The sequence below is a fragment of the Nonlabens sp. SY33080 genome, assembly GCF_011784885.1.
Lineage (GTDB): Bacteria > Bacteroidota > Bacteroidia > Flavobacteriales > Flavobacteriaceae > Nonlabens > Nonlabens tegetincola.
Genome location: NZ_CP050461.1, coordinates 660,992 through 684,966, shown reverse-complemented (window position 1 = coordinate 684,966; position 23,975 = coordinate 660,992). Strand labels below are relative to the sequence as shown.

General features: G+C 35.0%; 17 protein-coding genes. 5 read left to right on the top strand and 12 right to left on the bottom strand.

Features of this window, described 5'->3' with window-relative positions:
- Window positions 1–95 precede the first annotated feature (95 nt).
- From HCN53_RS03035 to HCN53_RS03025, 3 genes are all read left to right on the top strand, one after another.
- On the top strand, window positions 96–3,851 hold the full coding sequence (locus HCN53_RS03035) for a DUF3857 domain-containing protein (RefSeq protein ID WP_167341979.1): 3,756 nt from the start codon (window positions 96–98) through the stop codon (window positions 3,849–3,851).
- Window positions 3,852–4,077: 226 nt separating this feature from the next.
- Window positions 4,078–6,309, top strand: a complete 2,232-nt coding sequence (gene katG, locus HCN53_RS03030) for a catalase/peroxidase HPI (protein ID WP_167341978.1) — start codon at window positions 4,078–4,080, stop codon at window positions 6,307–6,309.
- 62 nt (window positions 6,310–6,371) lie between these two features.
- Window positions 6,372–6,845, top strand: coding sequence for an ankyrin repeat domain-containing protein (locus HCN53_RS03025; protein WP_167341977.1), 474 nt, complete (start codon window positions 6,372–6,374; stop codon window positions 6,843–6,845).
- A 33-nt stretch (window positions 6,846–6,878) separates the two neighbouring features.
- On the opposite strand, the gene HCN53_RS03020 is transcribed toward HCN53_RS03025, so the two are convergent.
- The 7 genes from HCN53_RS03020 to aroC form a co-directional block, all read right to left on the bottom strand.
- Window positions 6,879–8,030 (bottom strand): flavohemoglobin expression-modulating QEGLA motif protein, encoded by a 1,152-nt coding sequence (locus HCN53_RS03020; protein WP_167341976.1) that lies wholly within the window; start codon window positions 8,028–8,030, stop codon window positions 6,879–6,881.
- 6 nt (window positions 8,031–8,036) lie between these two features.
- Window positions 8,037–8,870 carry an N-formylglutamate amidohydrolase gene (locus tag HCN53_RS03015; RefSeq protein ID WP_167341975.1) on the bottom strand — a complete coding sequence of 278 codons (834 nt, stop codon included), beginning with the start codon at window positions 8,868–8,870 and terminating at the stop codon, window positions 8,037–8,039.
- The gene (gene gshB, locus HCN53_RS03010; protein WP_167341974.1) at window positions 8,863–9,894 is read right to left on the bottom strand and encodes a glutathione synthase; all 1,032 of its coding nucleotides are present in this window, start codon (window positions 9,892–9,894) and stop codon (window positions 8,863–8,865) included. The genes HCN53_RS03015 and gshB overlap by 8 nt, the downstream gene beginning before the upstream one ends.
- 101 nt (window positions 9,895–9,995) lie before the next feature.
- The gene (locus HCN53_RS03005; protein WP_167341973.1) at window positions 9,996–10,808 is read right to left on the bottom strand and encodes a lamin tail domain-containing protein; all 813 of its coding nucleotides are present in this window, start codon (window positions 10,806–10,808) and stop codon (window positions 9,996–9,998) included.
- Window positions 10,795–12,327 (bottom strand): hypothetical protein, encoded by a 1,533-nt coding sequence (locus HCN53_RS03000; protein WP_167341972.1) that lies wholly within the window; start codon window positions 12,325–12,327, stop codon window positions 10,795–10,797. The genes HCN53_RS03005 and HCN53_RS03000 overlap by 14 nt, the downstream gene beginning before the upstream one ends.
- Window positions 12,328–12,430: 103 nt before the next feature.
- On the bottom strand, window positions 12,431–13,759 hold the full coding sequence (locus tag HCN53_RS02995) for a dicarboxylate/amino acid:cation symporter (protein ID WP_042280146.1): 1,329 nt from the start codon (window positions 13,757–13,759) through the stop codon (window positions 12,431–12,433).
- 63 nt (window positions 13,760–13,822) lie between these two features.
- Complete coding sequence (gene aroC / locus HCN53_RS02990; protein ID WP_105018991.1) at window positions 13,823–14,887, bottom strand: chorismate synthase; 1,065 nt, start codon at window positions 14,885–14,887, stop codon at window positions 13,823–13,825.
- Between the two features lie 91 nt (window positions 14,888–14,978).
- Between aroC and HCN53_RS02985 the strand changes: the two genes are divergently transcribed.
- Together HCN53_RS02985 and HCN53_RS02980 are read left to right on the top strand one after the other, a co-directional pair.
- Entirely contained in the window at window positions 14,979–15,749 is a 771-nt protein-coding gene (locus HCN53_RS02985; RefSeq protein WP_105018990.1) for a tetratricopeptide repeat protein, read from the top strand.
- A 1-nt stretch (window position 15,750) separates the two neighbouring features.
- On the top strand, window positions 15,751–16,533 hold the full coding sequence (locus HCN53_RS02980; protein ID WP_105018989.1) for a chorismate synthase: 783 nt from the start codon (window positions 15,751–15,753) through the stop codon (window positions 16,531–16,533).
- Here HCN53_RS02980 and HCN53_RS02975 read toward each other — a convergent pair.
- The 5 genes from HCN53_RS02975 to HCN53_RS02955 all read right to left on the bottom strand — a co-directional run bounded on the left by HCN53_RS02975 (window position 16,530) and on the right by HCN53_RS02955 (window position 23,869).
- On the bottom strand, window positions 16,530–17,285 hold the full coding sequence (locus HCN53_RS02975; protein ID WP_042280139.1) for a patatin-like phospholipase family protein: 756 nt from the start codon (window positions 17,283–17,285) through the stop codon (window positions 16,530–16,532). The genes HCN53_RS02980 and HCN53_RS02975 overlap by 4 nt on opposite strands.
- Window positions 17,286–17,343: 58 nt before the next feature.
- Complete coding sequence (locus HCN53_RS02970; RefSeq protein WP_105018988.1) at window positions 17,344–17,886, bottom strand: DUF805 domain-containing protein; 543 nt, start codon at window positions 17,884–17,886, stop codon at window positions 17,344–17,346.
- A gap of 65 nt (window positions 17,887–17,951) precedes the next feature.
- The gene (locus HCN53_RS02965) at window positions 17,952–19,061 is read right to left on the bottom strand and encodes an endonuclease/exonuclease/phosphatase family protein (protein ID WP_167341971.1); all 1,110 of its coding nucleotides are present in this window, start codon (window positions 19,059–19,061) and stop codon (window positions 17,952–17,954) included.
- 192 nt (window positions 19,062–19,253) lie between these two features.
- Window positions 19,254–20,156 carry a DUF3078 domain-containing protein gene (locus tag HCN53_RS02960; protein ID WP_105019272.1) on the bottom strand — a complete coding sequence of 301 codons (903 nt, stop codon included), beginning with the start codon at window positions 20,154–20,156 and terminating at the stop codon, window positions 19,254–19,256.
- A 266-nt stretch (window positions 20,157–20,422) separates the two neighbouring features.
- Window positions 20,423–23,869, bottom strand: a complete 3,447-nt coding sequence (locus HCN53_RS02955; RefSeq protein WP_167341970.1) for a methylmalonyl-CoA mutase family protein — start codon at window positions 23,867–23,869, stop codon at window positions 20,423–20,425.
- Window positions 23,870–23,975: the final 106 nt, after the last annotated feature.

Here is a 23,975-nt window from a genome sequence, read left to right as displayed (position 1 = left end):
AAATAACTCTTATTACATTGAATTAGAAGGTAAGAAATTACGGTAGAAACAGATTTCTGTTCTATTTTGTCCTCAGTAATAAATTTTAACCAATCATGAGGAAACCATTCCAAATTGCGCTCATCATATTCTTGATCGTCGCCCAAGGAGCATTAGCTCAAAATCCAACGATTACATCAACCAGTAAATCACTTTTAAACAACAACCGAGCAAAAGCGCTCACTACCTCAAAAAAACTTAAAAAGAACAATATTGAGGAAGCTTTTCTAAGAAAACTAACCGAGACAGAAAATGGTCAAATCGACAATGAATATGAGTTTCTAGAAAGCTTTATAAAGTTACCAGGTTTTGAACCTTATCTATATGCTGGATGGGATTCAAATATATTTTTAGGTGATTATAGAGATGAAGGATTTTCACCAGCCAAACTTAAAGTACTTAAAAAAATAAAAGCTCTTAATACTAATGATGTAACCATACGAGATGGTTACAAATATGTCCAATCATTAGTTTTAAACAATTTAAAGGAATTTGATGATCGACAAGATATTAAGCAATCTATTCCTACAGTAGAAAATTGGGAATTTGTAGGACCTTTTGAAAACCTAAATGAAAGTGGTATGGACATCCAGTATGAGCCAGAACTGCAAGCTGTTTCAGCAAATGGTTTTGATACTAAAGGTAACGGAATAGTTAATTGGTATAAACCTAACTTAATTAAAGATCGACCTTATTTCTTCTTTGTAAATCATGATGAATATGGTGATAAAGTAAGCTATGCTCAAACTTTCATAAACTCTGATAAGGATCAAAGAGTTACTATGTCTTTAGGACGCGGTGGTTTGATCAAAGTTTTTGTGAATGACGCACTTGCTTTTGAAAGTGATGAAGATGTGCAAACCGAAATGGATGCAAACAGATTTAAAGTATCACTTAAGAAAGGTGTTAATAGAATTCTTATCAAAATGGCTTCTAGTGATACGAATTATTTCATGTTAAGATTTATGGATGATGAGAATAACATCCTTCCACTTAATGGCGATCTTTCTAATAAATCTTATACCAAACAAACCATATCAGATATAAATCCAGAGGTAATTACACATCCTTTTGAAAGCTTTTTTGAAAATAAGATTCAAGAGAATCCGGATAATGTTATCAATATCTTCAGTTTATACAGTACTTATTTAAGAAATGGTCGAGTTAAAAAAGCCAGAGCTTTTCTAGAGCCATACATTGAGAAATATCCTAATAGTACTATTATCAAGGTATATTTAATTGAAGCATACGCTTTTGGCGATGATGAGAAAGATGAAAAAATGCTTCAATATCTTGAAGATCTTAAAAGAGAGGATTCAGATTATTATCAATCCTTAGTTCTAGAGTTTTTAGATACAGAGAAGCTGTTTAAGAAAGACGTGAAATCTTTCGAGACTTTTATTAAAAAGGTAAAGAAAGCTACTACACTTGAACAAACTAGATTAGGAACTGACTTCTTTCTTGCGATAAGAAAAGAAGAACCATTAAAAGCTAAAGCAGTTATTGATCAAATCGTAAGTAGCGATAGAGTTAGTTTGAGCACTAAGGTTACTTTTATCAATTTCTATAAAACCCTTTTTAAAAATGAAAATCTTTTTGAAAAGCAATTAGAAAATCTTGAGGATGATTACTTTACCTGGCAAATAATGAATAAGCTAGGTTCACATTACTACCAATCTGGTCGTAAAAGAGAGTATGAGAAATTCATGACAAAGCACTTAGGCCGTTATGACTTTATGAATGCTAATGTTCAACGATTAGCTCGAATTAAATATGATCTTGGAAAATTTGATGAATCACTGGAGATACTTGATAAAGCTTTAGAAAACTACCCTTATGCTTTACGAGTAAGAGAAATGAAAGGTGATATATACCTAAAAAAGAACGACAAAAAGAATGCCCTTAAATGGTATGAAGAAAAATTGGCTCGCAGTGCGTCAAACTTGAGTTTAAGACGTAAAATTTTTGATCTTAAAGACAAGAAAGATCCATTTGAAATAGTAAAGGAAAAAGATAGGTATGAATTCATCGAGGCAAATCGTGGACAAAAGACTGAAAATGAATACGGCCTTACTATTCTTTCTGATGAAAATTTAATCATGCTTTATGAACGAGGCGGATCTCGTTTTTACGCTAACTACATTTATGAAATCACCTCAGATAATGGTATTGAAATAATGAAAGAATACGATCTAGGCTTGTATGGTAATTATTATATCGATAAATCAGAGATCGTGAAACCTAATGGTTCTGTAGAACAAGCAGAGCGCAGTGGATCAAACATGGTTTTTAATAATCTTGAAATTGGAGATGTCATTTATATATCCTATGAATCAGAATATGGTAGCTATGGACGCTTTTATAAAGATTATGATAACGTATTCTCTGCTCAAGGTTACCACCCTATCAAGGAATATTCGTTAAGAATCATAACTGAAAATAATCAGCCTTTAAACTATGAGGTTCTTAATGGGAATATGACCTTTAAAAACATAGAGGTTGACGGTATGAAAGGATATGAATGGACAGCAAATAATGTACCTGGAATAGGAACTTCAGAAGACTACATGAAGCCTATGTCTGATATAGGGACTAGAATTCATATAAGTACTATTAAAGATTGGAATGAAATATCGGACTGGTATTCTGATCTTGTGAGAAGTCAAATTGAAGTAGAAGATGAAGTGAAAAACGTTATTGCAAAAATTTTCCCGAATGGTCATGCAGGATTGACTGATGAGCAAAAAGCAAAAACTATTTACGACTTTATTACTGATGAGTTTACCTACAGCTATGTAAGTTTTAAGCAAAGTGGTTATGTTCCTCAAAAGCCTTCAAAAACTATTACTTCAAAGTTGGGTGATTGTAAGGACTTCTCTACCCTATTTGTGGCTCTTGCGAGTCAAGTTGATTTAGATGCCAACTTAGTTCTTATCCTGACATCTGATTACGGTGAGAATTCATTGAGATTACCTTCAAGAGATTTCAATCACTGTATAGTTAAGTCAAAAATTGATGGTGAAGAATATTTCATTGAATTAACGGATAAGTTCTTACCATTTAAATCTTTTCCTGAGACTTTAGATGGGGCCATTGCACTAGAAATTCCATTTAACGCAACTGGATCTACTAACGACATTTTCAATCTTAAAGAAGTAAATTTTGAACCAAGTATCGTTACTACCGATGCCATAGTTACCGTAACAGATGATAATTATCAAGCTACCATAACAACTGATGTTTCAAGTAGTGCTAGTTCTTATCTACGTAGTTTATTAGATGAAGAAAGTGAAAAACTTAAAAAAGAGAATTTAGAAAGCTTCATTAAAAATAGATCAAATGAAGAGATAAAACTCAATGAATTAATTACGGCAAACTATGAGCATGAATCTAATAAAGCAATTTTAAAAGCACAGGTTGAAGTAAAAGCTAAACCGGCCAAAATAGGCTCTTTAAAAACATTTAAAATTCCTTTATTTTCTCAACCGTATACCAAAGGAATTGTAGAAAAAGATGAAAGACAGCACGACATAGTTTATAAATACTATGAGAACGCTAATAAGTACATTGAAACTACTTTAATTGAAATTCCATCAGGTAAGCAGTTCATAGAAATACCTGAAAACAAGTCTTTTAATTATAAAAATCATAGTTATTCAATGACTTTCAATAAGATTTCAGCAAATAAAGTAGAGGTCAAAATTATATCTGAAACCGACACAGCCGATATTTCTAAGGAAGAATATGCTGCGTTTAAATCTTATGTAAACAATATAATGGAAACTAGAGAGCAATATTTTGCTTACAAATAAGAACTAGAATAATCATTTTAAAGGGTGTATCTATTAGGTACACCCTTTTTTTATTCTATCACTTAACAATTACTTAAAGCTATGTAATTTTAACCTTTAATAGTTTTTTCTTATTTTTAAATACGATATTAATATTTGTAACTAATCCTAAGTAGCATAATAACAGCTAATTTTGAGAACATACTTAACAAGTTTAATTTCGATTATTAACCTAAAATAAACAACTATGAGCTCTAACAAACCACATGGAGAAGCCTTTGACATCAATGATTCCGATGCTTCAAAATGCCCCTTTTTAAGCGGGAATCAAAGTCAAACGGCTGGTCATGGAACAAAAAATCGTGATTGGTGGCCTAATGAACTTAAATTAAATATATTACGACAACACGATCCTAAACATAATCCATTAGGAGAAGACTTTAACTATGCCGAAGCATTTGCTAGCATTGATTACGACGAATTAAAAAAGGACCTTACACAATTAATGACAGACTCTCAAGATTGGTGGCCAGCAGATTATGGACATTACGGCGGATTAATGATAAGAATGGCATGGCATAGTGCTGGTACCTATCGTGTAGGTGATGGTCGTGGTGGCGCATCAACAGGTAATCAACGTTTTGCCCCAATTAATAGCTGGCCAGATAATGGAAACCTAGATAAAGCGCGTTTATTATTATGGCCTATAAAGCAAAAGTACGGTAGTAAACTTTCATGGGCAGATCTTATGATTCTAGCAGGAAATGTCGCTTTAGAATCAATGGGATTCCCAACCTTTGGTTATGCAGGTGGTAGAGAAGATATTTACGAACCAGAACAGGATGTTTACTGGGGAACCGAGACAGAATGGGGTGAAAACGCAGCACGATATGATGGAGAAAAAGATCCGTTAAAACGAGATCTAGAAGATCCACTTGCCGCAGTTATGATGGGTTGGATCTATGTAGATCCTGAAGGACCAGACGGTAATCCAGACCCTATAGGATCGGCAAAAGATGTAAGAGAAACTTTTGGCCGTATGGCGATGAACGATGAGGAAACAGTTGCTCTAGTTGCCGGAGGACATACATTTGGTAAAGCTCACGGTGCTGCAGATCCAGGACAATACGTAGGTGTGGAACCTCATGGGGCTTCAATGGCCGAAATGAGCACAGGATGGAAAAATACTTTTCAGTCTGGTGTACTTGATGATGTAATTACTTCTGGTATCGAAGGAGCCTGGACACCTAATCCAACTCAATGGGATGCCGACTATTTTGATGTCTTACTTAACTACGATTGGGAACTTACAAAAAGTCCAGCAGGAGCGCATCAATGGACTCCTACAAAAGAATCCCAAGCAAGAATGGCACCTACTGCTGGCGGTAAAGGGAAACAAGCGCTCATGATGACTACGGCAGATATTGCTTTGAAAGAGGATCCTGAATACTTGAAGATTTCAAAAAGATTTCATGAAGATCATAAAGCCTTTGAAGAAGCTTTCGCGAAAGCGTGGTTTAAACTTACACACAGGGATATGGGACCAAAAGACCGTTATATAGGTCCAGAAATTCCGAAAGAAGATTTATTATGGCAAGATCCAATTCCTAAAGTAGATTACAAGTTAAGTGATACCGATATTCATACGCTAAAATCTATGATTGAATCCAGCGAATTAACTATTTCGGAAATGGTTAGAGTAGCATGGGCTTCTGCATCTACATATAGAGACTCTGATAAACGAGGTGGAGCAAATGGTGCTAGAATTGCATTACAGCCGCAACGCAGCTGGAAAGTGAACAATCCTAGTGAATTGAATAAGGTTTTAGATGTATATCAAAAAATAAAAGAAACCTTTAATGGAGAAGTGTCTCTGGCAGATTTAATAGTACTTGCAGGAAATGTAGCTATAGAAAAAGCCGCACACCAAGCAGGATACAGTGTAGAAGTACCATTTACTCAAGGAAGAGGTGATGCACTACAAGAGCAGACAGATATTGAACAGTTTAATTATTTAAAACCAGCAGGTGATGGTTTTAGAAATTATAAAAATGCTAATGTTGATGCAAAAGCTGAAAATCTTCTTGTAGATAAAGCAAATCTATTAACACTTACTGTCCCTGAAATGACTGTTTTAGTAGGTGGAATGCGAGTTCTAGGAGCAAATTATGATCAATCTGATTATGGTGTTTTTACTGAAAATGTAGGAAGCTTATCTAACGACTTTTTCAAGACCATATTAGACATGAGATATACTTGGAAAGAAACGTCAGCAGAAGAAACTCATTTTGAGGGAAGAGATCGAGCTACAGGTGAATTAAAATTCAAAGCTACAAGAGCCGACTTAATTTTTGGTTCCAATACTGAATTAAGAGCTGTATGTGAAGTTTATGGAGCCAATGATGGTGAGGAAAGGTTTGTAAACGATTTTGTAAAAGCATGGGCAAAAGTTATGGATCTAGATAGATTTGACGTATAAATTATTAAAAATTCTAAAACGGGACTTGGATTATAATACCAGTCCCGTTTTACTTATTCCCTATGACTACCACCCTACTTACTGCCATACAACAGAATCAATCAGAACAAGTTTTAGAAATACTAAAAAGACAACCTGAAATTGTAAATACTACAGATGCAAGAGGTTTTACACCTCTTATTTTTGCCACCTATTTTGATAGAGTTGATATTTCTAAAATATTAATCGATCACAATGCAGTCATTGATCAAAGAGATGGATCAGGAAATACTGCTCTCATAGGAGTTGCGTTCAAAGGAAATATGACACTTGCAAAACTGTTAATCGAAAATGGAGCCAACATAAATGCTACAAATAATTTAGGATACACTCCATTAATTTTTGCCAGCTTGTATAATAATATTGAAATGGTTCAATTTTTAATTGATAATCAAGCCTTAAAGGATATTAAAGATAACGAGGGAAAAACTGCATTGGAATATGCAAGAGCAAAGAAATTCTCGGAAGTTATTTCAATACTATCTAGGAATGAATAATGCTCATTTGTTAAAATTTACTTTTAAAATTTTCTATTTTAAATGTTTCAGAATAAAATCTAAAGTTTCATTCGTATTCAAATTGTTTTTTAAAGACAATGAATCGTAAGAAATAGGAATAGAGAGTCCTTCACGCTCTAGCTCCTGAACTATACCACTATACTCAAGGGAACATTTACCTCTCAATTGTAGTTCTATTGATTGATCCTCTTTAAAAAGGTCATAAATCTTTTTTAAACCTGATAAGTAAAGAGCATCTTTAGTAAAACCACCACCACGATGAACTCTTAAAGTGATAGCAAATGCTTTATCCCTATCTAACTTGTATTTAGTATGAAGCAGGTCAAAAGTGTCAGTGAATGTGTATCCTTTAAGTAAGGAATCTACAGCTATTACTCGATAGGCTAGTTCTCTTAATCGATCGATTGTAAGATTATTTGTCATATACTCTGCCATTACAGCGAGCCCTTCTTGAGTTTCAACATTATTAGGAAAACCGTTCTTAAAGACCTTTAATGGCTGTTCCAATGCATTAAAAGTAGTTACCAAATGTACTCCTATCTCATGGTGAGCCAATACATTAAGCTGGTGTTTACTAAATTTAGAATTACGTTTCAGTATTAAAGCCTGGTCAATATTGGAGACCATGGCACTTGCGCTCATAGCACTACTTGTCTTAATAGTAAAGTCAAAATTGTAATTGACTTTATAGTCTTCAAAAAAACTTATAGCTTCCTCCGTTGTGAGAAACTCATCTTCTTTTTGATTCTCTTCAATATTATCGGTATAGTGAAGTATAAAACGAGCATTTTCTACCATTTTTTCAGTTGGCGTACCGTAATACCTCAAACTGTTATAATAAAATTTGTTACCTGTATCTCCTATGGTCTCGATACATTCAACCATACCACTGTAATAGTAAATGATATCTTTGTAAAAATCCCTAATAATCTCGTTGTCAATACGCTCCAACCGTTGACTAAAAAATAGTCTGTGTAGTTTATAGGGATTAAATTTTATCTTACGATATTTAAAATTGGGTTCGTAATTGTATCTTTTCTGAAAAAACGTTTTCTTCTCTTTTGCAATATTCTGTGGATTGATATAAGCTAGTAATTCTAGTTTACCTATCAACCTATCTAGACTGCGATCTATTTCAATTATGGAATTTGATGCACTATTCATTCTTACTTATTTCAATCCATATGTTGTTTGAAAATTATGCGCATGAGATTTGATATAATATCTTAAAAGATCTTGAACCGATTTAATAACATCAGGAAATAATTGCCCTGTGAGTTCGTTGCAATAGATTTTAGAAATTTCTGTTGCTAGAACTAGTGTATTTTGAGTATTTGCGGTTATAAATTTTAAGAAATATCCGTTACCTTGAAAAACATCATTAATATTACACCTGACCTCTTGATCTATTGGTAAGGGTAAGTCATCTAACATTTCTTGCCATTCAGTTATAGCAACTCTGTATCTATCTTCATCTACATTTGAAGTACCTATATTAAACACTGGAACTTCTCTATCCCATCTCTTGTAATTATAACTGTGCATGTCATAAACGACAACCGCAGGATACATTTCTTCAAGTTTATGAGAAAGAGCTTTAACTACTCTATAGAAGTTGTTGTGTTTTTGAAGTTGTTGTTCTTTCTGCTTTCGCGAAAGCGGAGTGCTCCACAATTTTTTACCCCATGCAGAATCATAGATCGCAGTATCTGGAGCTCGATTAAGATCGTACTCAAACCTACTGTCTAAACCTATAAGAGTAATTGGTGTATCAGAAATCATTTGACCTGTCGCGGGATCTTCCTCATACCTACGCTCATATTCTGAGTGTAAGCATTGCGACCATAAGGAAGCATCAAAATGATGTCCGTCATGAACGGCTGCTGCAAAGAAAGGAACATAATCGTCTATCTTAACAACAAAAGAATAATCAAATGCTACCGCATGAAAGGTTTCTTCCTTTCTAATTTTTTCTATGATTTCTTCAATACTCAGTTTAATCATCTTGTAGAGATAACTTGAGTTTGTTACGACGTTCTTGAGCCTTTTTTTCGGTTTCAACTACTTCTTCAAAATAGTTGATTACCTTTTCCTGCAATTTTGTTTTGTTGACTTTATTAATGTACGAAATTCCACCTGGTGACATTACATTAACTTCTACGAGCATACCATTGATCACATCAATTCCAACAAAATAAAGACCATCCTTAACTAATTTTGGACCAATTTTATTGCAAAGATTCTTTTCTGCTTTTGTGAGAGCATGTTTTTGAAATGAACCACCTGCGCTTATATTAGATCTGTGGTCATCACCACTAGGTACTCTTTTTACTGCACCTATAGGTTTACCGTTGAGTAACAATATACGAACATCGCCATTATCTGCTCCCTCAATATAATCTTGAAGTATTACATAATTAGTGGTTCCATCCTTATTATCAATATAAAAATCTAGCAAAGAGTTAACATTTTGCATTGCATTTTTTTCAATCATGATCACACCACTTCCACCATAGCCATTGAGAGGTTTCATAATCATTTTGTCCTTTGGATTTTCCTTAATCACGCTTTTAAGGTACTTCTTGTTTTTGGAAACATGAGTAACTGGAATGATTTCATTGTTTGGATCATCAAAACAAGCAGTGTACAATTTGTTGTTTGCCTCGCGCAATCCCTCAATATCGTTTACTATAAAGACATCTTCCTTTACACTATCTAGAAAATTTAAGGCTATGGGATCAAGAGGTGGATTTGCTCTCATCATGATTATATCAAAGCCAGCTAGAGGAAGCATTTTTTCTTTAAACTCAGCTTTTTTATAAAACGATTTCATTTGAGCAGGAACTTTATCCATTTTACGTATAACCTTAGAAAAAGCATAAGCTATACTACCACGTATTGTTAGGTTAGATGGCGTTGCAATGGCCACTTTATGACCTCTTTTAACACATTCATGAATTAGGGTAAGGGAACTATCGGTCTCAGAAACGATTTCTTCCCATGGATACATAATAAAACAAATATTCATAAGATATAATTGTGGCTTGATTGCATGTGCAAACTACTAAAATATACAGTAATCTTGTAATGATTTCTGAAAAATAGACTCTATTTATAGAAATCTAGAAATTATCGTGTGCCTAAATGTGAAAAATCATTTTCAGGATGTGCGGTCCATTCTGACGTATTCCATGAGGCGTTAGGATCTGTAATTGATGCTATTCTCCTGATACCGTTTAGGTAGGTATCTTGTCCATCTACAGCATAACCAGTTCCAGGGTCAGTTCCTGGAATACCCACCACGTCGATAATATTATTTGATAAATCAGTTAACAAAACAGGATCGTCACCATTAAAGTCTAATGGGTCACCAGCATTAGGCACATTATAATCTATAACTGATGCTGAAACTTCAGTTTGCAGCACATTCGCAATTACAAAAGTGTCTCCGGGAGCGATACTTCCAGTAATGAATATTTCACGATCGGTACCTCCAATGGGAAAATCACCACCGTTCCTAAAAATAATTAATTTAATGGTCGATAAATCAATAGTACTTGAAGTACCATTATAAAGTTCAATAAATTTATTGTTACCACCACCTTCAATATATTCAGATATAATGAGTTGTGAAGTAACCGTAGAACAGTTAATTTGTTGCCATGAGTTTGTTACTCCATCATAAATTTCTAAACACTGTTGGGTTGTGTAATTTACGTAAACTAATGTCCCATCGCTTGAAGCTGTTGTATTGATACTAGCTTGTTGTGCAGGTGTGACCAAAGGTATTTGCATACCGCCAAAACTTACACTGGTTTGAGCATTTATATCTAAAGCAACCGCACTATCAGGTAAATTGGTATTAATACCTACTTGACAATAAACTTTTCCTAATACTAAGGAAGTAAGTATAAGGAATAAAAAAGATTTACGGATTACCATATAATTCTACGTTATCAATTACCCAAAGCTCATTATCATTATCATTATACATTACGATTGAAAAAACCAAATTAGCGCTATTTGGGATTCCTGTAATCGTAACTGTAGAATAACCACCAGCTCCAGTTGGCGTAACTACCGAGGTGCTTATATTGTCACCATCATAATTTAGAGAGTAAGATCCAGTAGCCGAAAAATCATACCGTCGATTACTATTTCCTAAAATTTCTAATTCATAACTATAAGTTGAACCACCATCGGTACTAACATATACATCTATATAATCTCCTCCATCTGCACCATTACCGGTAGAACTTAAACTAAAGCTAGCCAATCTAAATGTAGCTGTTACCGAGGAGAAACCACTAGCATCAACACTTCCAAAATCTATATCAGCATAATCATTATTAACTCCATATGATCTAGAGTCAATATAGGTAGGTGTATTGGGCGCAGTTCCTACTCCCGTCTGTAAGCTACCCGTAGCATTATCGGTGTAATTTAATGTAGGTAAAGCTGGAGTAGTCTCAAAATCTTGTATTCCCAATAAAACAGGTACACCATCATCATCGTAAACATCCCAAAGATCAGTATCATCTGTACCTATTGAGTTTGTTCCTAATCCACCAGTAACATTTGTAATGGTAAAAGTTAGGTTTGCGGTTCCATCCAATAGCAAGTTATCTTGAACATTAAATACGGTTGTCGTGTATGGCGAGGTTTGATTGGCTGGTATAGTTATCGTAACAGGTCCTGTTTCTTGCAATCTAGAATAGTCATCACTTGAGATCGTTACATCAACAGCTGTAGTTGAAGTATAAGGATATTCAAAAACTAAATTAATATCATCGGGTACGGCTCCTTCAGATATTGTAGATAATTGTGGATCAAACTCAACTATCGTTGGCGCATACTCAATTTGAGAACTATATGAACTAATTGCCTCGATCCCAGGACTGGCTCCAGTTGTTGTTGTAGGCGTAATTCCTAAATAGATGTAGTTACCAGCATCTGCTGTTGTGATGGTATAAGTACTATTAGTTGCTCCTGCAATAGGTGTTCCTACACCAGAATTGGTAGTATTAGTATACCATTGATATAACGGTAAACCTGGTGTATCATTTTCATTATCAGTTTGGAAACTGCTGTTAGTTTCATCGTAGGTGGTTGACAATGTTTCACCTACAAGATTTTCAGATGATATCACGACGTTAGTAGCTACAGGTGGTTGATTCATACAGTAAACATCATCCCAACCAGTCAATTGACTATAAATTTGTAAACATCTTAAAGATCCATCAGATAGATAAATCATCATTCCATCAGGAATCGGTGTGGTTATAGCAGCACGCTGGACCAATGTCACAGTAGGTAATTTTAAACCACCGTATACACCTGTACTTATTTCTGCATTTATATCTAGCGCAGCAGCACTATTAGGTGTGGTAGTTCCTATTCCTACTTGTCCAACTGAGAGTTGAACAGAACATAAAATGAGTATAAAATAGAAAAACTTCAAAATCAATATTTTAGCATTATAAAGCTAAATGGTTTTGAAGTTTTTAATGTTAATTCATTGTAGTTTTTCGATAAACTACCTTAAACTTTTTATTAACACAATGTTAAGAAGTCACTTCGTCTAGGTTATCATCCCAATTTTTAACATCTGGCTCACCAAATTTTCCCAGACTCTTTGCCACTACCGATGCTACTGTAGCATCTCCAGTAACATTAACTGTGGTTCGCAACATATCAAGTGGCCTATCTACCGCAAATATTAAAGCTAGTGCTACTGGTAACAATTCTGATGGAAAGTCAATAGACTCTAATACGATTACAAGCATCACCATGCCTGCTCCTGGAACAGCTGCACTTCCTATAGATGCTAATAAAGCCGTTAAAATTATAGTTAATTGTCCAGCGAGACCTATCTCAATATTAAGAGCTTGACAAACAAATACCGCTGCCACTGCTTGATATAAACTTGTCCCATCCATATTAATGGTTGCTCCTACCGGTAGTACAAAACTGGAAACATCTTTTTCAACACCCATGTGTTCTTCAACACGTTCCATGGTAACTGGTAAAGTTGCCGCACTGGAACTGGTAGAAAAAGCAAGTAATTGAGCTGGCGCCATTTTGTTAAGAAACCAAAACGGTGACTTTTTTACATAAAGGGCAAAAATCAGACAATAAACTACGATCATTAAGAACAATCCTGCTATAACAGTAAGTGCATAATATAATAAGGCCAATAAGATTTCAGGATCATCGGCACTTACAACAACATTTGCTAGTAAAGCAAATACTGCAAATGGAGCAGTGAGCATAATTAAATCAACCATTTTCAATACTACATCGTTTAAACTGTCAAAAAAGTTCTTAAGTGGTTGCGATCTCTCCTCTCCTATTAATAACATACTTATGCCTAGAAAAATGGCAAAAAATATGACCTGTAACATTAAACTGTTATTGGACATAGCGCTCACAGCATTATCTGGCACCATATCTACAAGAGCTTGTAAAGGACCTGCATCTTTTTGAGCAGCAGCAGTTGCCAGCTTTCCTTGAATATTCTCATTACCCTCGTAAGTACGACTTAATTTTTCTATTGTTTCTTCAGAAACTCCTGATCCAGGTTTTACCAGATTGACAATTCCCAATCCTATAGTTATAGCAATTACAGTAGTTCCTATATAAATAAGAATGGTGCGCAATCCCATGTTGCGAAATTTGGCGATATCCTTTAAATCGGATATACCTTTAATAAGCGATGCAAGAATTAAGGGTACAGCAATTAACTTTAATAAATTGACAAATATTTTACCAAATGGAGCTATCCAATCACCTACAAAATCTTTTCCTCCATCCCATTGAGCCATTCCTATACCGAATAGGATTCCGACTACCATTCCAATTAATATCTGCCAGTGTAAAGCTAATTTCTTCATATAAATTGTTTGTTGCTCACGAATAGTTCGGTAGGTTGGACCGCTTTCGCGAAAGCGTAATTATTATAATTTTATTGTTTTTGATCTAAGTAGATGATCTAGAATAGTTATTGCAGCCATAGATTCTACAATGGGAACTGCACGAGGAACTACACAAGGATCATGTCTACCTTTACCTTTCATAATCACTTTATTACCTTCATGATCAATAGTTTCTTGATCCTGCATAATGGTGGCAACTGGTTTAAAGGCAACTCTAAAATAAATGTCCATTCCATTTGAAATTCCACCTTGAATTCCACCACTCAAATTGGTCTGGGTTGTGCCATCTTCATTGTAAAGGTCATTATGCTCACTACCTTTCATTTTGGCCCCACAAAAACCGCTACCGTATTCAAATCCTTTAACAGCATTAATAGAAAGCATGGCCTTACCCAAATCGGCATGTAACTTATCAAATACGGGTTCTCCCAATCCTGCTGGAACATTTTGAATTACACAGGTTATCGTGCCGCCTATAGTGTCGCCAGATTTGCGTACTTGCATAATTTTTTCTTGCATAGCCTGTGCAGTAGAAGAATCTGGACAACGCACATCATTTGAGTCGATTTGTGAAAAATCTAACTCCTGATACATTTTGTTTATAAATAAATCTCCTACACTACTAGTGAAGGCATTTACCTTAATATCGCTTAGTACTTGTTTTGCAATTGCTCCAGCAACTACTCTACAAGCTGTTTCACGAGCGCTACTGCGACCACCACCGCGATAATCTCTTACACCATATTTATCCTGATAAACTTTGTCGGCATGACTAGGTCTATAGGAGTCTTTGATATGCGAATAATCTTTTGACTTTTGATTTTCATTTACAATTTGAAAGCCTATTGGTGTTCCTGTAGTTTTACCTTCAAAAATACCTGAGTAAAATTGAACTGTGTCACTTTCTTTACGTTGAGTAACTATTTTACTTTGACCAGGTTTACGCCTGTCTAATTCGTATTGAATCGCTTCTAGATTGATTTCAACTCCCGAAGGACATCCGTCAATAACACCACCGATAGCCACACCGTGTGATTCTCCATAGGTGGTGAGTTTAAATATGGTACCTATTGTATTTCCTGCCATGTAAGCAAATATAATGAGTCTGTAATATTAGATTTGGATTGAAAAGCACTTTATTTGCTTATATACTATTTAAATATGTAGATTAGCCCGTATGAAAAACAAATCAATAATAAGTTTGGCTGTTGTAGCTTTTTTTGTAATTGCCTGTGGATCAATAAAAAATACAACCACTAAAGAAGAAAAAAAAGAATCTAACCAAGTAGAGGAAGTAAAAGATTTAAGATCTTTATTTTCTGAAGGTGATTCTCAAAAGGCCTTAAATATTTTAAATGAAACCGTTTCAAAAAGTAAGGATTCTAATAAAGTGGAAGAAGCTCTATACTTAAAAGGATTTTATTTTCATGCTAACGATGACCTTACCGCTGCAATTGATGTCTACAACCAACTAGACGAATATGACGCTGACAACTCTTACCTAACTAAAACATCCAGTTTACGAAAACTCATGGATATTAAAGAAAGTATGAGTCAGGTAACTGAAAAGAAGGACTCTTTAGAAACTTTCCTCATGATAAAATCATTTCCTACATTGAAGGAATGTGGTACTTCTAATACTGATAATTTATTGCGTGATTGTTTTAAATCTACAGTAAACGGTATTGTCGTTAACAATTACGATACTAGTATCGGTGAAACATTTACCCTAAGTAATTTCAACAGAATTTACGTTAATTATGAAATAAACGATCAAGGACAGGTTTCCAGTATTAAATCGATAACAAGAAACACTTATAATCCTTATTTAACTCTTGAAGCAGAAAGAATGGTGGCCCTACTAAATATCATAAAGCCAGCAATGAATCAGGATGACGAACCCATGAAAATAAAAGTATCTTTACCAATAACTTACAGAACACAATAACATGTCAAAACTTAACTATCTACTAGCCACAGCCTTATTATTCATTATTGCATCATGTTCCAGCGATGATGAATCTCCTAGAACCGATTTTGATTATTTCCCTAGCTCTTTGAATAGCTCTTGGAATTATGATGTTACTACTGATGGAGTAGTTTCTCAAGATGTATTAACTATTTCAAATGAAACGGGTTCCAGCTTTTCATTACAAAGTAATCCAGATCCTGCTAATGGTTTAATGAGTACTATTTTGACTAGTGGTACATTAACCAAAGAATCAGGTAGGTTATTAGGATCTGGAAATTTGAATTTAGGTTTTCAAGGATTGAACGATTTTGATATTTCTATTAACAATGCGCCTCTTTATGATCAAAATGCAGGAGCAAATCAAGAGCTTTTCTCCACAACCGGTATGACAACTCAACCTGTTCAAGGTTATGATTTAAATATCGTTTATACAGCAAGAACAGTCCAGCAAAGTGATGTGACTAGTCTTCAAGTAAATGGTTCTAACTATAGCGATGTATTACACAGTCAATTAATAGTAAATGCTACCATAACTAGCGATGTTCAAGTAGCAGGATTTACCACTACCGTACCAGTAATGAACGCACAAGATGTTATTGTAATTGATAACTACTGGGTTGAAAATGTTGGTCTAATCAAATCGGATGTAGTATTTACATACCAGCTTGAAGATTTTAGTAGTTTAGGTGTCAATCTACCTATTCCTAGTACGGATCGTATAGAATCAAATCAAGAACTTACAGCCTATAATATCAATTAAGAATACTGTAGTTTCAATACTTTTAGAGCCTCACGATATCCGATTTCAAAAATAGCATCGGCTTGTGAGGCTTGAAATAAATGGTAACTCTCTAATTCTTGCGGTGCTATCACCCATTTGCAGTATTTAAACTTTTTTAAAGACCTATCGTGCATTTTTAAATTTACGGCGCGATTAATCACATCAATAGTTCTTTTGAAATCGTTTTTATTCATTTCCTTTAAGGGACATACATATACTCCATACATCTCATCTACCCTATTCTCAAGTGGTTTACAAGGAAAATTATCAATAATTCCTCCATCTGTGTATAGGTCATTGTCAATTTCAACTGGTGTAAAAACACCTGGAACTGCCGCACTAGCTAGAACAGAAGAAATTAAATCACCGTCACTGAATACTTTCTTTTGTCCTGTGATCAAGCTTGTAGCTGTTACAAACAACTTACGCTCTAGCTTTTCAAAAGAATTATCGGGAAAATACTTAATTAGGTAATTTCTGAACACATCGCTATTGACAAAGCCAGCTTTACTACGCGCAAATGTTGAAAACGTAAATAGTTTTATTTCCTTGAACATACTTAATATATCCTCTGGTTCATAACCTGCACAATACATTGCACCTACAATAGCACCAGCACTTGAACCTGAAACCTCATCTGGAAACAGCTCAAATTCCTTCATTGCTTGTAATGCTCCTGCGTGTGCGACACCTCTATGACCACCGCCAGATAGTACTAGACCTTTTTTCATTATTATTTGTTGGTTTGTATATAAAGGATTTCTTCAGTAGCTAGATCCTTAAAGTTCATTAAAAATCTTTAAAAGCATCTTCTTCATATGAAGGTTGAGAATAAGATGGATTGTTTTCAGATTTAAAATTAAAAGTGTTATTGCCTATACCTTTAGGATTTGGGCCCCAATTGTTGTGACCAGGTTGAGAGTCTTCCGCTAGGTATATAATCAAAATAATAGAACCAACAAAAGGTATTAAACTTAAAAAATAGTTCCATCCACTTCTGCCTGTGTCATGTAATCTTCTTACAGTTACAGCTAGCGAAGGAATAAAAACGGTCAACATATATAATGACCACAAAATGAGAATTAAAATGAGCCCATCTTCACTTTGATTGACTGCAAAAGGTATTAATAGTAAATACAAACCAAATACTACGAGTACATTGAACAATACCAAAAACCAATATTCCGATCTTCTAGATCTACCTGTAAAAACAGCATATTTGTTGAAAACATCTTTTAAAGAATCTTTGATACCATAAGCATCAGATTCCTTTTTAAAGGGTTCACGATTACGCCTGGATCTGTATTCTGGTTGTGATGGTATTGTTTCCATTTGTCTTGATTAGTTCAACAAATGTACATCATAGAAACGTTTTACTATAAAAATATAGTGGTTAGCTAGTTCATAAGATCTCTCAATTGATTAGGCAGCTCAAGAAAACTGCTCATACCATTTTTACTCATTTGATCCTTGCATCTTTGCCAGTCCTGTTTCTCAATGATTTGAACGGGCTGTTCTTCTTTAATTTCAGACTCTAGAGAGACTTTTAAGTATAATGGGTAATGATCACTTCCTACATAAGGTCTGGTTTCCATAGCGACAAACCTAAAGTCATTGCTTACTAGAATATGGTCCAGTGGCCATCTTAATGGAAAATATTCTGCATGATATGAATTATAAAAACCACGTCCCTTTTTAGGATCTAATAATTTACCAATCCGTTGTGTAAGCTGTGTAGCATCTGACCAAATAACATCATTAAAATCTCCCATAATCACAACTGGCAATTCACTTTCATGAGCCTTTAAAGCCACGAGCATGAGTTCCTTGTCCCTATCAGAAGACATAGGATTGTGTTGTGGCATGGGCGGTGTTGGGTGCACTGCATATAGTTGGATGATTTCCCCTTGTGAAGTTGTAGCCTTAGTCTCAATTGAAGGTATCTCTTTATCCACTAAAAAATTAATCTTTGTATCTGATAAGGGTAATTTACTATAAAGTAACATTCCATAGGTATTATCTTGTGGTTGTTCCACCACAAAAGGATACTTATTCTGTAATTTAGTTCTAAAACTATTAGCCCACTTTTGATCAGTTTCAAGTGCAAGCACTATATCTGGATTTACATCTTTAATATCCTTAATTACTATAGATTGATCCTTATTTTTCTGTAGTACATTAACAACGTAAAGCGATATATCATCTTGTTTATTGGATACTTTCTGAGTTTCTAATAATTCTGTAGGATATAAAAATGTATATGGAATTATTTTGGTCAATTGAAAACCAAAACAAGCTAATAAAATCAAGATATAGGTATAGTCGTTTATGAATTTCGGCTTAAAAACAAAAAAGTATAGAACTATGGCAATGAAGGTAAAACTGGTAAGGAGTAAATGAGGAAAATCAAAAATTCTTATCCACCAAAAATCTGCCGCTACTAAGGGCATTAATGATAAAAGAGCTGCAACAATACCGAGTACTTGAAATAATTTTCTCCAATTCATGTTTTGAAGTTACCGAAGCTTACAGAAATTGGTGGTAATACTTTGTTAATTAGATAATTATTTGAATTTCTTTACACTTTATTAAAGAAAAAATGAATCTAATTGATACGTGTTGTTTGGTTTTAGTTACGCTTTCGCGAAAGCGTAATACCTAAAGAGTGTACTAGTTTGCTTACAGTAATAAAAAACTAACTAAGCTTGTTTTTCAGGTTTCTCACCTAGAGCATATTTAAATCCTAATCCGATTACCTGACGTACTTGAAAACCTTTAATGGTGTTATCGTCGTAAATCGTTTGAAAGGCAAAATTACCGCTTATATAATCGTTAACCTTCAGAAAAAGATTGAAAGTAAAATCAATATCCACATTCTCAGGTTCGTCCAAGTAGTCACTGTATAAGCTTAGAACATTTTCCATATGAATATTTTTTGCTACCTCGAGCTTTGAATAGCCACGAAGAGAAGCACCTACTTCCCATCTCGCGGTCTTATTGGCTTCAACTCCAAAAAAAGGATCATAGCTTTCAACCGCAGCAGGATCATTCAAGTCAACATCTGTAAATCTGGATGATACGGTTATCAATCTTGTTGTAGCCGGTGCTACATTAAGATTAAGGGTTTTGGACTTTTTCCACAAAATACCTAGACCTAGTTGAAAATACGATGGCGAAAAACCACCAGAAATTTCTGTTCTATCTTGAATGGTACTCACGCTGCCATCTGGATTGACCTCTTCTTTATTTGAAAATTCATACCCTGAGATAAGTTGTGTTCTAAAATTGAAAATTGTACTATAATTCCAAAAACTCTTATTTATTTGATTACCCACGATACTTGTAACCTCAAATCTATCGGTTGTCTTGCGTAAAAAACGTTGGTCCTTAACCTGTGAAAGTCCAAATTCTAACAGCGCCCTCGTATCCCAGGACAGTTTATCTTTTTTATACTGTATATCATATGTAAGACTTACATCACCTGAAATATTAGTTACTCCACCACCTTGCCATTCATCATTAAAGGCACTTTGATTAAATATAAAACTCGCTCTACCCCATGATGCCCAATTGGTAGGTTTTGTGACTTCTGTGGAGTCCATTGGCACTTGTTTTTGAGCAAACGATAAATAGGAACTTATAAATACTAAAAATAATAAGGAAACTTTCAATGTAATTCTGGCTTATTTTCAAATATATTAAACCTGTATTTAAGCAAAAAACTACATCAAAATATTAAGTTTTCTTTAAGTTTTAGTAGGTTTCTCAAAAGCAATATTTTACGACTACCTAATCTGGTTAATCCCTAAAAACAAAAAATGCGCCTTTTTAACTGGCGCATTTTTATTAGATACAGGTTTGTAACCACTTACATATTCCTTCTATACTGCCCACCTACTTCAAATAGAGCTTCTGTAATCTGCCCAAGCGAACAAACTTTAGCAGCTTCCATTAAATGTTCAAATATGTTTTCATTCTTAACAGCGGCTTCTTGTATGGCAGATAGCTGTTCTTGTTGCGCTTTCGCGAAAGCGGTATGCAAATTATCCTTTGTAGCAATTTGAGCTTGTTTCTCCTCTTCTGTCGCGCGGATTACCTCTGCTGGCAACACCGTAGGACTACCTTTACTGCTCAAGAAAGTATTTACACCAATTATTGGAAATTCACCAGTATGCTTTAACATTTCATAGTGCATACTTTCTTCCTGAATTTTGCTACGCTGGTACATGGTTTCCATAGCGCCTAGAACTCCGCCACGCTCTGTGATGCGATCAAATTCTGTCAAAACGGCTTGCTCTACTAGATCGGTCAATTCTTCAATGATAAATGAACCTTGAATAGGGTTCTCGTTTTTAGCAAGACCTAGCTCTTTATTAATAATTAACTGGATTGCCATCGCACGACGTACACTTTCTTCTGTAGGTGTTGTTATCGCCTCGTCATAAGCATTTGTGTGCAACGAATTGCAGTTATCGTAAATCGCATAAAGTGCTTGTAAAGTGGTTCTTATATCGTTAAAGTCAATCTCTTGTGCATGTAACGAACGACCACTAGTTTGGATGTGGTATTTCAACATCTGTGCACGAGCATTTGCTCCGTATTTGTGTTTTAACGCCTTAGACCAAATCTTCCTTGCTACACGACCTATCACGGAATACTCTGGATCAATCCCATTACTAAAGAAGAAACTTAGGTTAGGACCAAATTTATTAATGTCCATACCACGGCTTAAGTAGTATTCAACATAGGTAAAGCCATTAGCTAGTGTAAATGCTAGCTGTGTAATTGGGTTGGCACCAGCCTCGGCAATGTGATAACCAGAAATAGAAACACTATAGAAATTACGAACTGCTTTTTCGATGAAATATTCTTGAACATCACCCATTAATCTAAGGGCAAACTCGGTAGAGAAAATACAAGTATTTTGAGCTTGATCTTCTTTTAGAATATCTGCTTGTACAGTACCACGTACTTGGTTAAGTGTTTCAACTTTTATTTTATTATAAACCTCTGGTTCTAATATCTGATCACCAGTAACTCCTAGAAGCATCAAACCTAATCCATCGTTACCTTCTGGTAAATCACCATGGTACTGTGGCCTTTCTAGATCTAGATCATCATAAAGCTCTTTTAATTTAGCCTCTACTCTATCTTCTAGACCATTTTCTTTGATGTACTTCTCACAATTTTGATCTATCGCAGCATTCATAAAAAAGCCTAATAACATAGGTGCTGGACCATTAATAGTCATAGAAACCGAAGTTGCTGCGTGAGATAAATCGAATCCGGAATACAGTTTTTTAGCATCATCTAGACAGCATATGCTTACTCCTGCATTACCAATTTTACCGTAAATATCTGGTCTGTGGCCTGGGTCATTACCATAAAGCGTTACACTATCAAAAGCTGTACTCAATCGCTTGGCTGGCATGCCTAAACTCACATAGTGGAAACGACGGTTTGTACGTTCTGGTCCACCTTCACCAGCAAACATACGTGTAGGGTCTTCTCCTGTTCTTTTAAATGGATACAATCCTGCGGTATATGGAAACTCGCCAGGTACGTTTTCTTGTAAACACCATTGTAAAATATCACCCCAAGCGCTGTATTTAGGTAACGCAACTTTTGGAATTTGTTGGTGTGACAAACTTTCTGTGTGCGTATCAATTTTTATTACCTTATCACGTACCTGAAATTCATAAACAGGTTGTTTATATCGATTAACTTTTTCACTCCAACCTGTAATAATTTCCCAATTGTATGGATCCAGGTCTTTAAGAGTCTTATTGAATTGGGCGTTTAATAAATCAATGAATTCTTTATCTGAAGAATTAGCTTGATTTAAAATCTCATCTTCGTTTAACCCTTTTTCGGCTAATAAAGAATCAGTTTGATTCTCATTCTTTATATCGAGAACTGTAATAATAGTTTTGAAAACACCAAATAGCTTTTGAGCAGTTTCAGATTGAGCTTTGGCCGTTGCGTCGTACGAGCGATTATTTTCTGCGATTTCACTTAAATAACGTGTACGTGCTGGTGGAATTACAAATATCTTCTCGCTTTGTGATTTGTTTAATTCACTTTGTGGTTTTAAATCAACACCTGTTTTATTAGTGACTTCTAACATTAAAGCCTCATATAAGGCATTCATACCAGGATCATTGAATTGACTAGCAATAGTACCAAATACTGGTAGCGTTTCAGGATCTGTTTCCCATAAATTGTGATTGCGCTGGTACTGTTTTTTGACATCTCTTAAAGCATCTAAAGCACCTCGCTTGTCAAATTTGTTTATGGCAACGACATCGGCAAAGTCTAACATATCGATTTTCTCCAGCTGTGTAGCCGCACCAAATTCTGGAGTCATCACGTATAAAGACACGTCGCTGTGTTCTAATATTTCTGTATCACTTTGCCCGATTCCACTAGTTTCTAGAATGATTAAATCATAATTAGAAGCTTTAAGAACATCTACTGCTTCTTGCACGTGTTTTGATAGTGCAAGATTAGACTGTCGCGTTGCTAGTGAACGCATGTAAACACGATCGTTGTTGATTGCATTCATGCGTATGCGATCACCCAACAGCGCTCCACCAGTTTTACGCTTTGATGGGTCAACTGATATTATACCTATATTTTTCTCTGGAAAATCGATTAAAAATCTACGAATTAACTCGTCTACTAATGAGGATTTACCAGCTCCACCTGTTCCTGTTATACCTAAAACAGGTGCTTGACTATCAGTTTTATCTGCTTCTGCAAAGTGTTTTTCAAAATCCTCATGCCTATTTTCTGCTAGCGATATCAATCTCGCAATAGTAGGCACGTCGTTTTGCAATAATTCTCCGTTTAATTTCGCTTTCGCGAAAGCGGGAACTGGAACGTCGCATCGTTTTACTAGATCATTGATCATTCCTTGTAGTCCCATTTCACGACCATCGTCTGGACTGTAAATGCGCTCAATTCCATAATCCATCAATTCCTGAATCTCGCTAGGCAAGATTACTCCACCGCCACCACCAAATATTTTAATATGACCAGCTCCTTTTTCCTTGAGTAGATCATACATGTATTTGAAGTATTCATTGTGACCACCTTGATAGGATGTCATTGCGATGGCATTTGCATCCTCTTGAATTGCTGTGTTTACCACTTCTTCAACACTGCGATCATGACCTAAATGAATTACCTCACAACCGGTTGATTGAATAATACGGCGCATTATATTAATAGCGGCATCATGGCCATCAAATAGACTAGCAGCTGTTACAATTCTTACTTTATTTTTTGGGGTATATGGTGTTTGATCTTGCATGACGCTATTTCTCAATTTTTGTAGTGCAAAATTACGAAATCGTTAGCGTAAAACGTATGAGTTTTTGAATTTGATTTTAACCAAAGCTCAAGGCCTGACTTTGATT

Bases quoted from the DNA above. Each gene is read 5' to 3' on its own strand.
- HCN53_RS03035 (WP_167341979.1), top strand. From the start codon at position 96: ATGAGGAAACCATTCCAAATTGCGCTCATCATATTCTTGATCGTCGCC.
- katG (WP_167341978.1), top strand. From the start codon at position 4,078: ATGAGCTCTAACAAACCACATGGAGAAGCCTTTGACATCAATGATTCC.
- HCN53_RS03025 (WP_167341977.1), top strand. From the start codon at position 6,372: ATGACTACCACCCTACTTACTGCCATACAACAGAATCAATCAGAACAA.
- HCN53_RS03020 (WP_167341976.1), bottom strand. From the start codon at position 8,030: ATGAATAGTGCATCAAATTCCATAATTGAAATAGATCGCAGTCTAGAT.
- HCN53_RS03015 (WP_167341975.1), bottom strand. From the start codon at position 8,870: ATGATTAAACTGAGTATTGAAGAAATCATAGAAAAAATTAGAAAGGAA.
- gshB (WP_167341974.1), bottom strand. From the start codon at position 9,894: ATGAATATTTGTTTTATTATGTATCCATGGGAAGAAATCGTTTCTGAG.
- HCN53_RS03005 (WP_167341973.1), bottom strand. From the start codon at position 10,808: ATGGTAATCCGTAAATCTTTTTTATTCCTTATACTTACTTCCTTAGTA.
- HCN53_RS02995 (WP_042280146.1), bottom strand. From the start codon at position 13,759: ATGAAGAAATTAGCTTTACACTGGCAGATATTAATTGGAATGGTAGTC.
- aroC (WP_105018991.1), bottom strand. From the start codon at position 14,887: ATGGCAGGAAATACAATAGGTACCATATTTAAACTCACCACCTATGGA.
- HCN53_RS02985 (WP_105018990.1), top strand. From the start codon at position 14,979: ATGAAAAACAAATCAATAATAAGTTTGGCTGTTGTAGCTTTTTTTGTA.
- HCN53_RS02980 (WP_105018989.1), top strand. From the start codon at position 15,751: ATGTCAAAACTTAACTATCTACTAGCCACAGCCTTATTATTCATTATT.
- HCN53_RS02975 (WP_042280139.1), bottom strand. From the start codon at position 17,285: ATGAAAAAAGGTCTAGTACTATCTGGCGGTGGTCATAGAGGTGTCGCA.
- HCN53_RS02970 (WP_105018988.1), bottom strand. From the start codon at position 17,886: ATGGAAACAATACCATCACAACCAGAATACAGATCCAGGCGTAATCGT.
- HCN53_RS02965 (WP_167341971.1), bottom strand. From the start codon at position 19,061: ATGAATTGGAGAAAATTATTTCAAGTACTCGGTATTGTTGCAGCTCTT.
- HCN53_RS02960 (WP_105019272.1), bottom strand. From the start codon at position 20,156: ATGGACTCCACAGAAGTCACAAAACCTACCAATTGGGCATCATGGGGT.
- HCN53_RS02955 (WP_167341970.1), bottom strand. From the start codon at position 23,869: ATGCAAGATCAAACACCATATACCCCAAAAAATAAAGTAAGAATTGTA.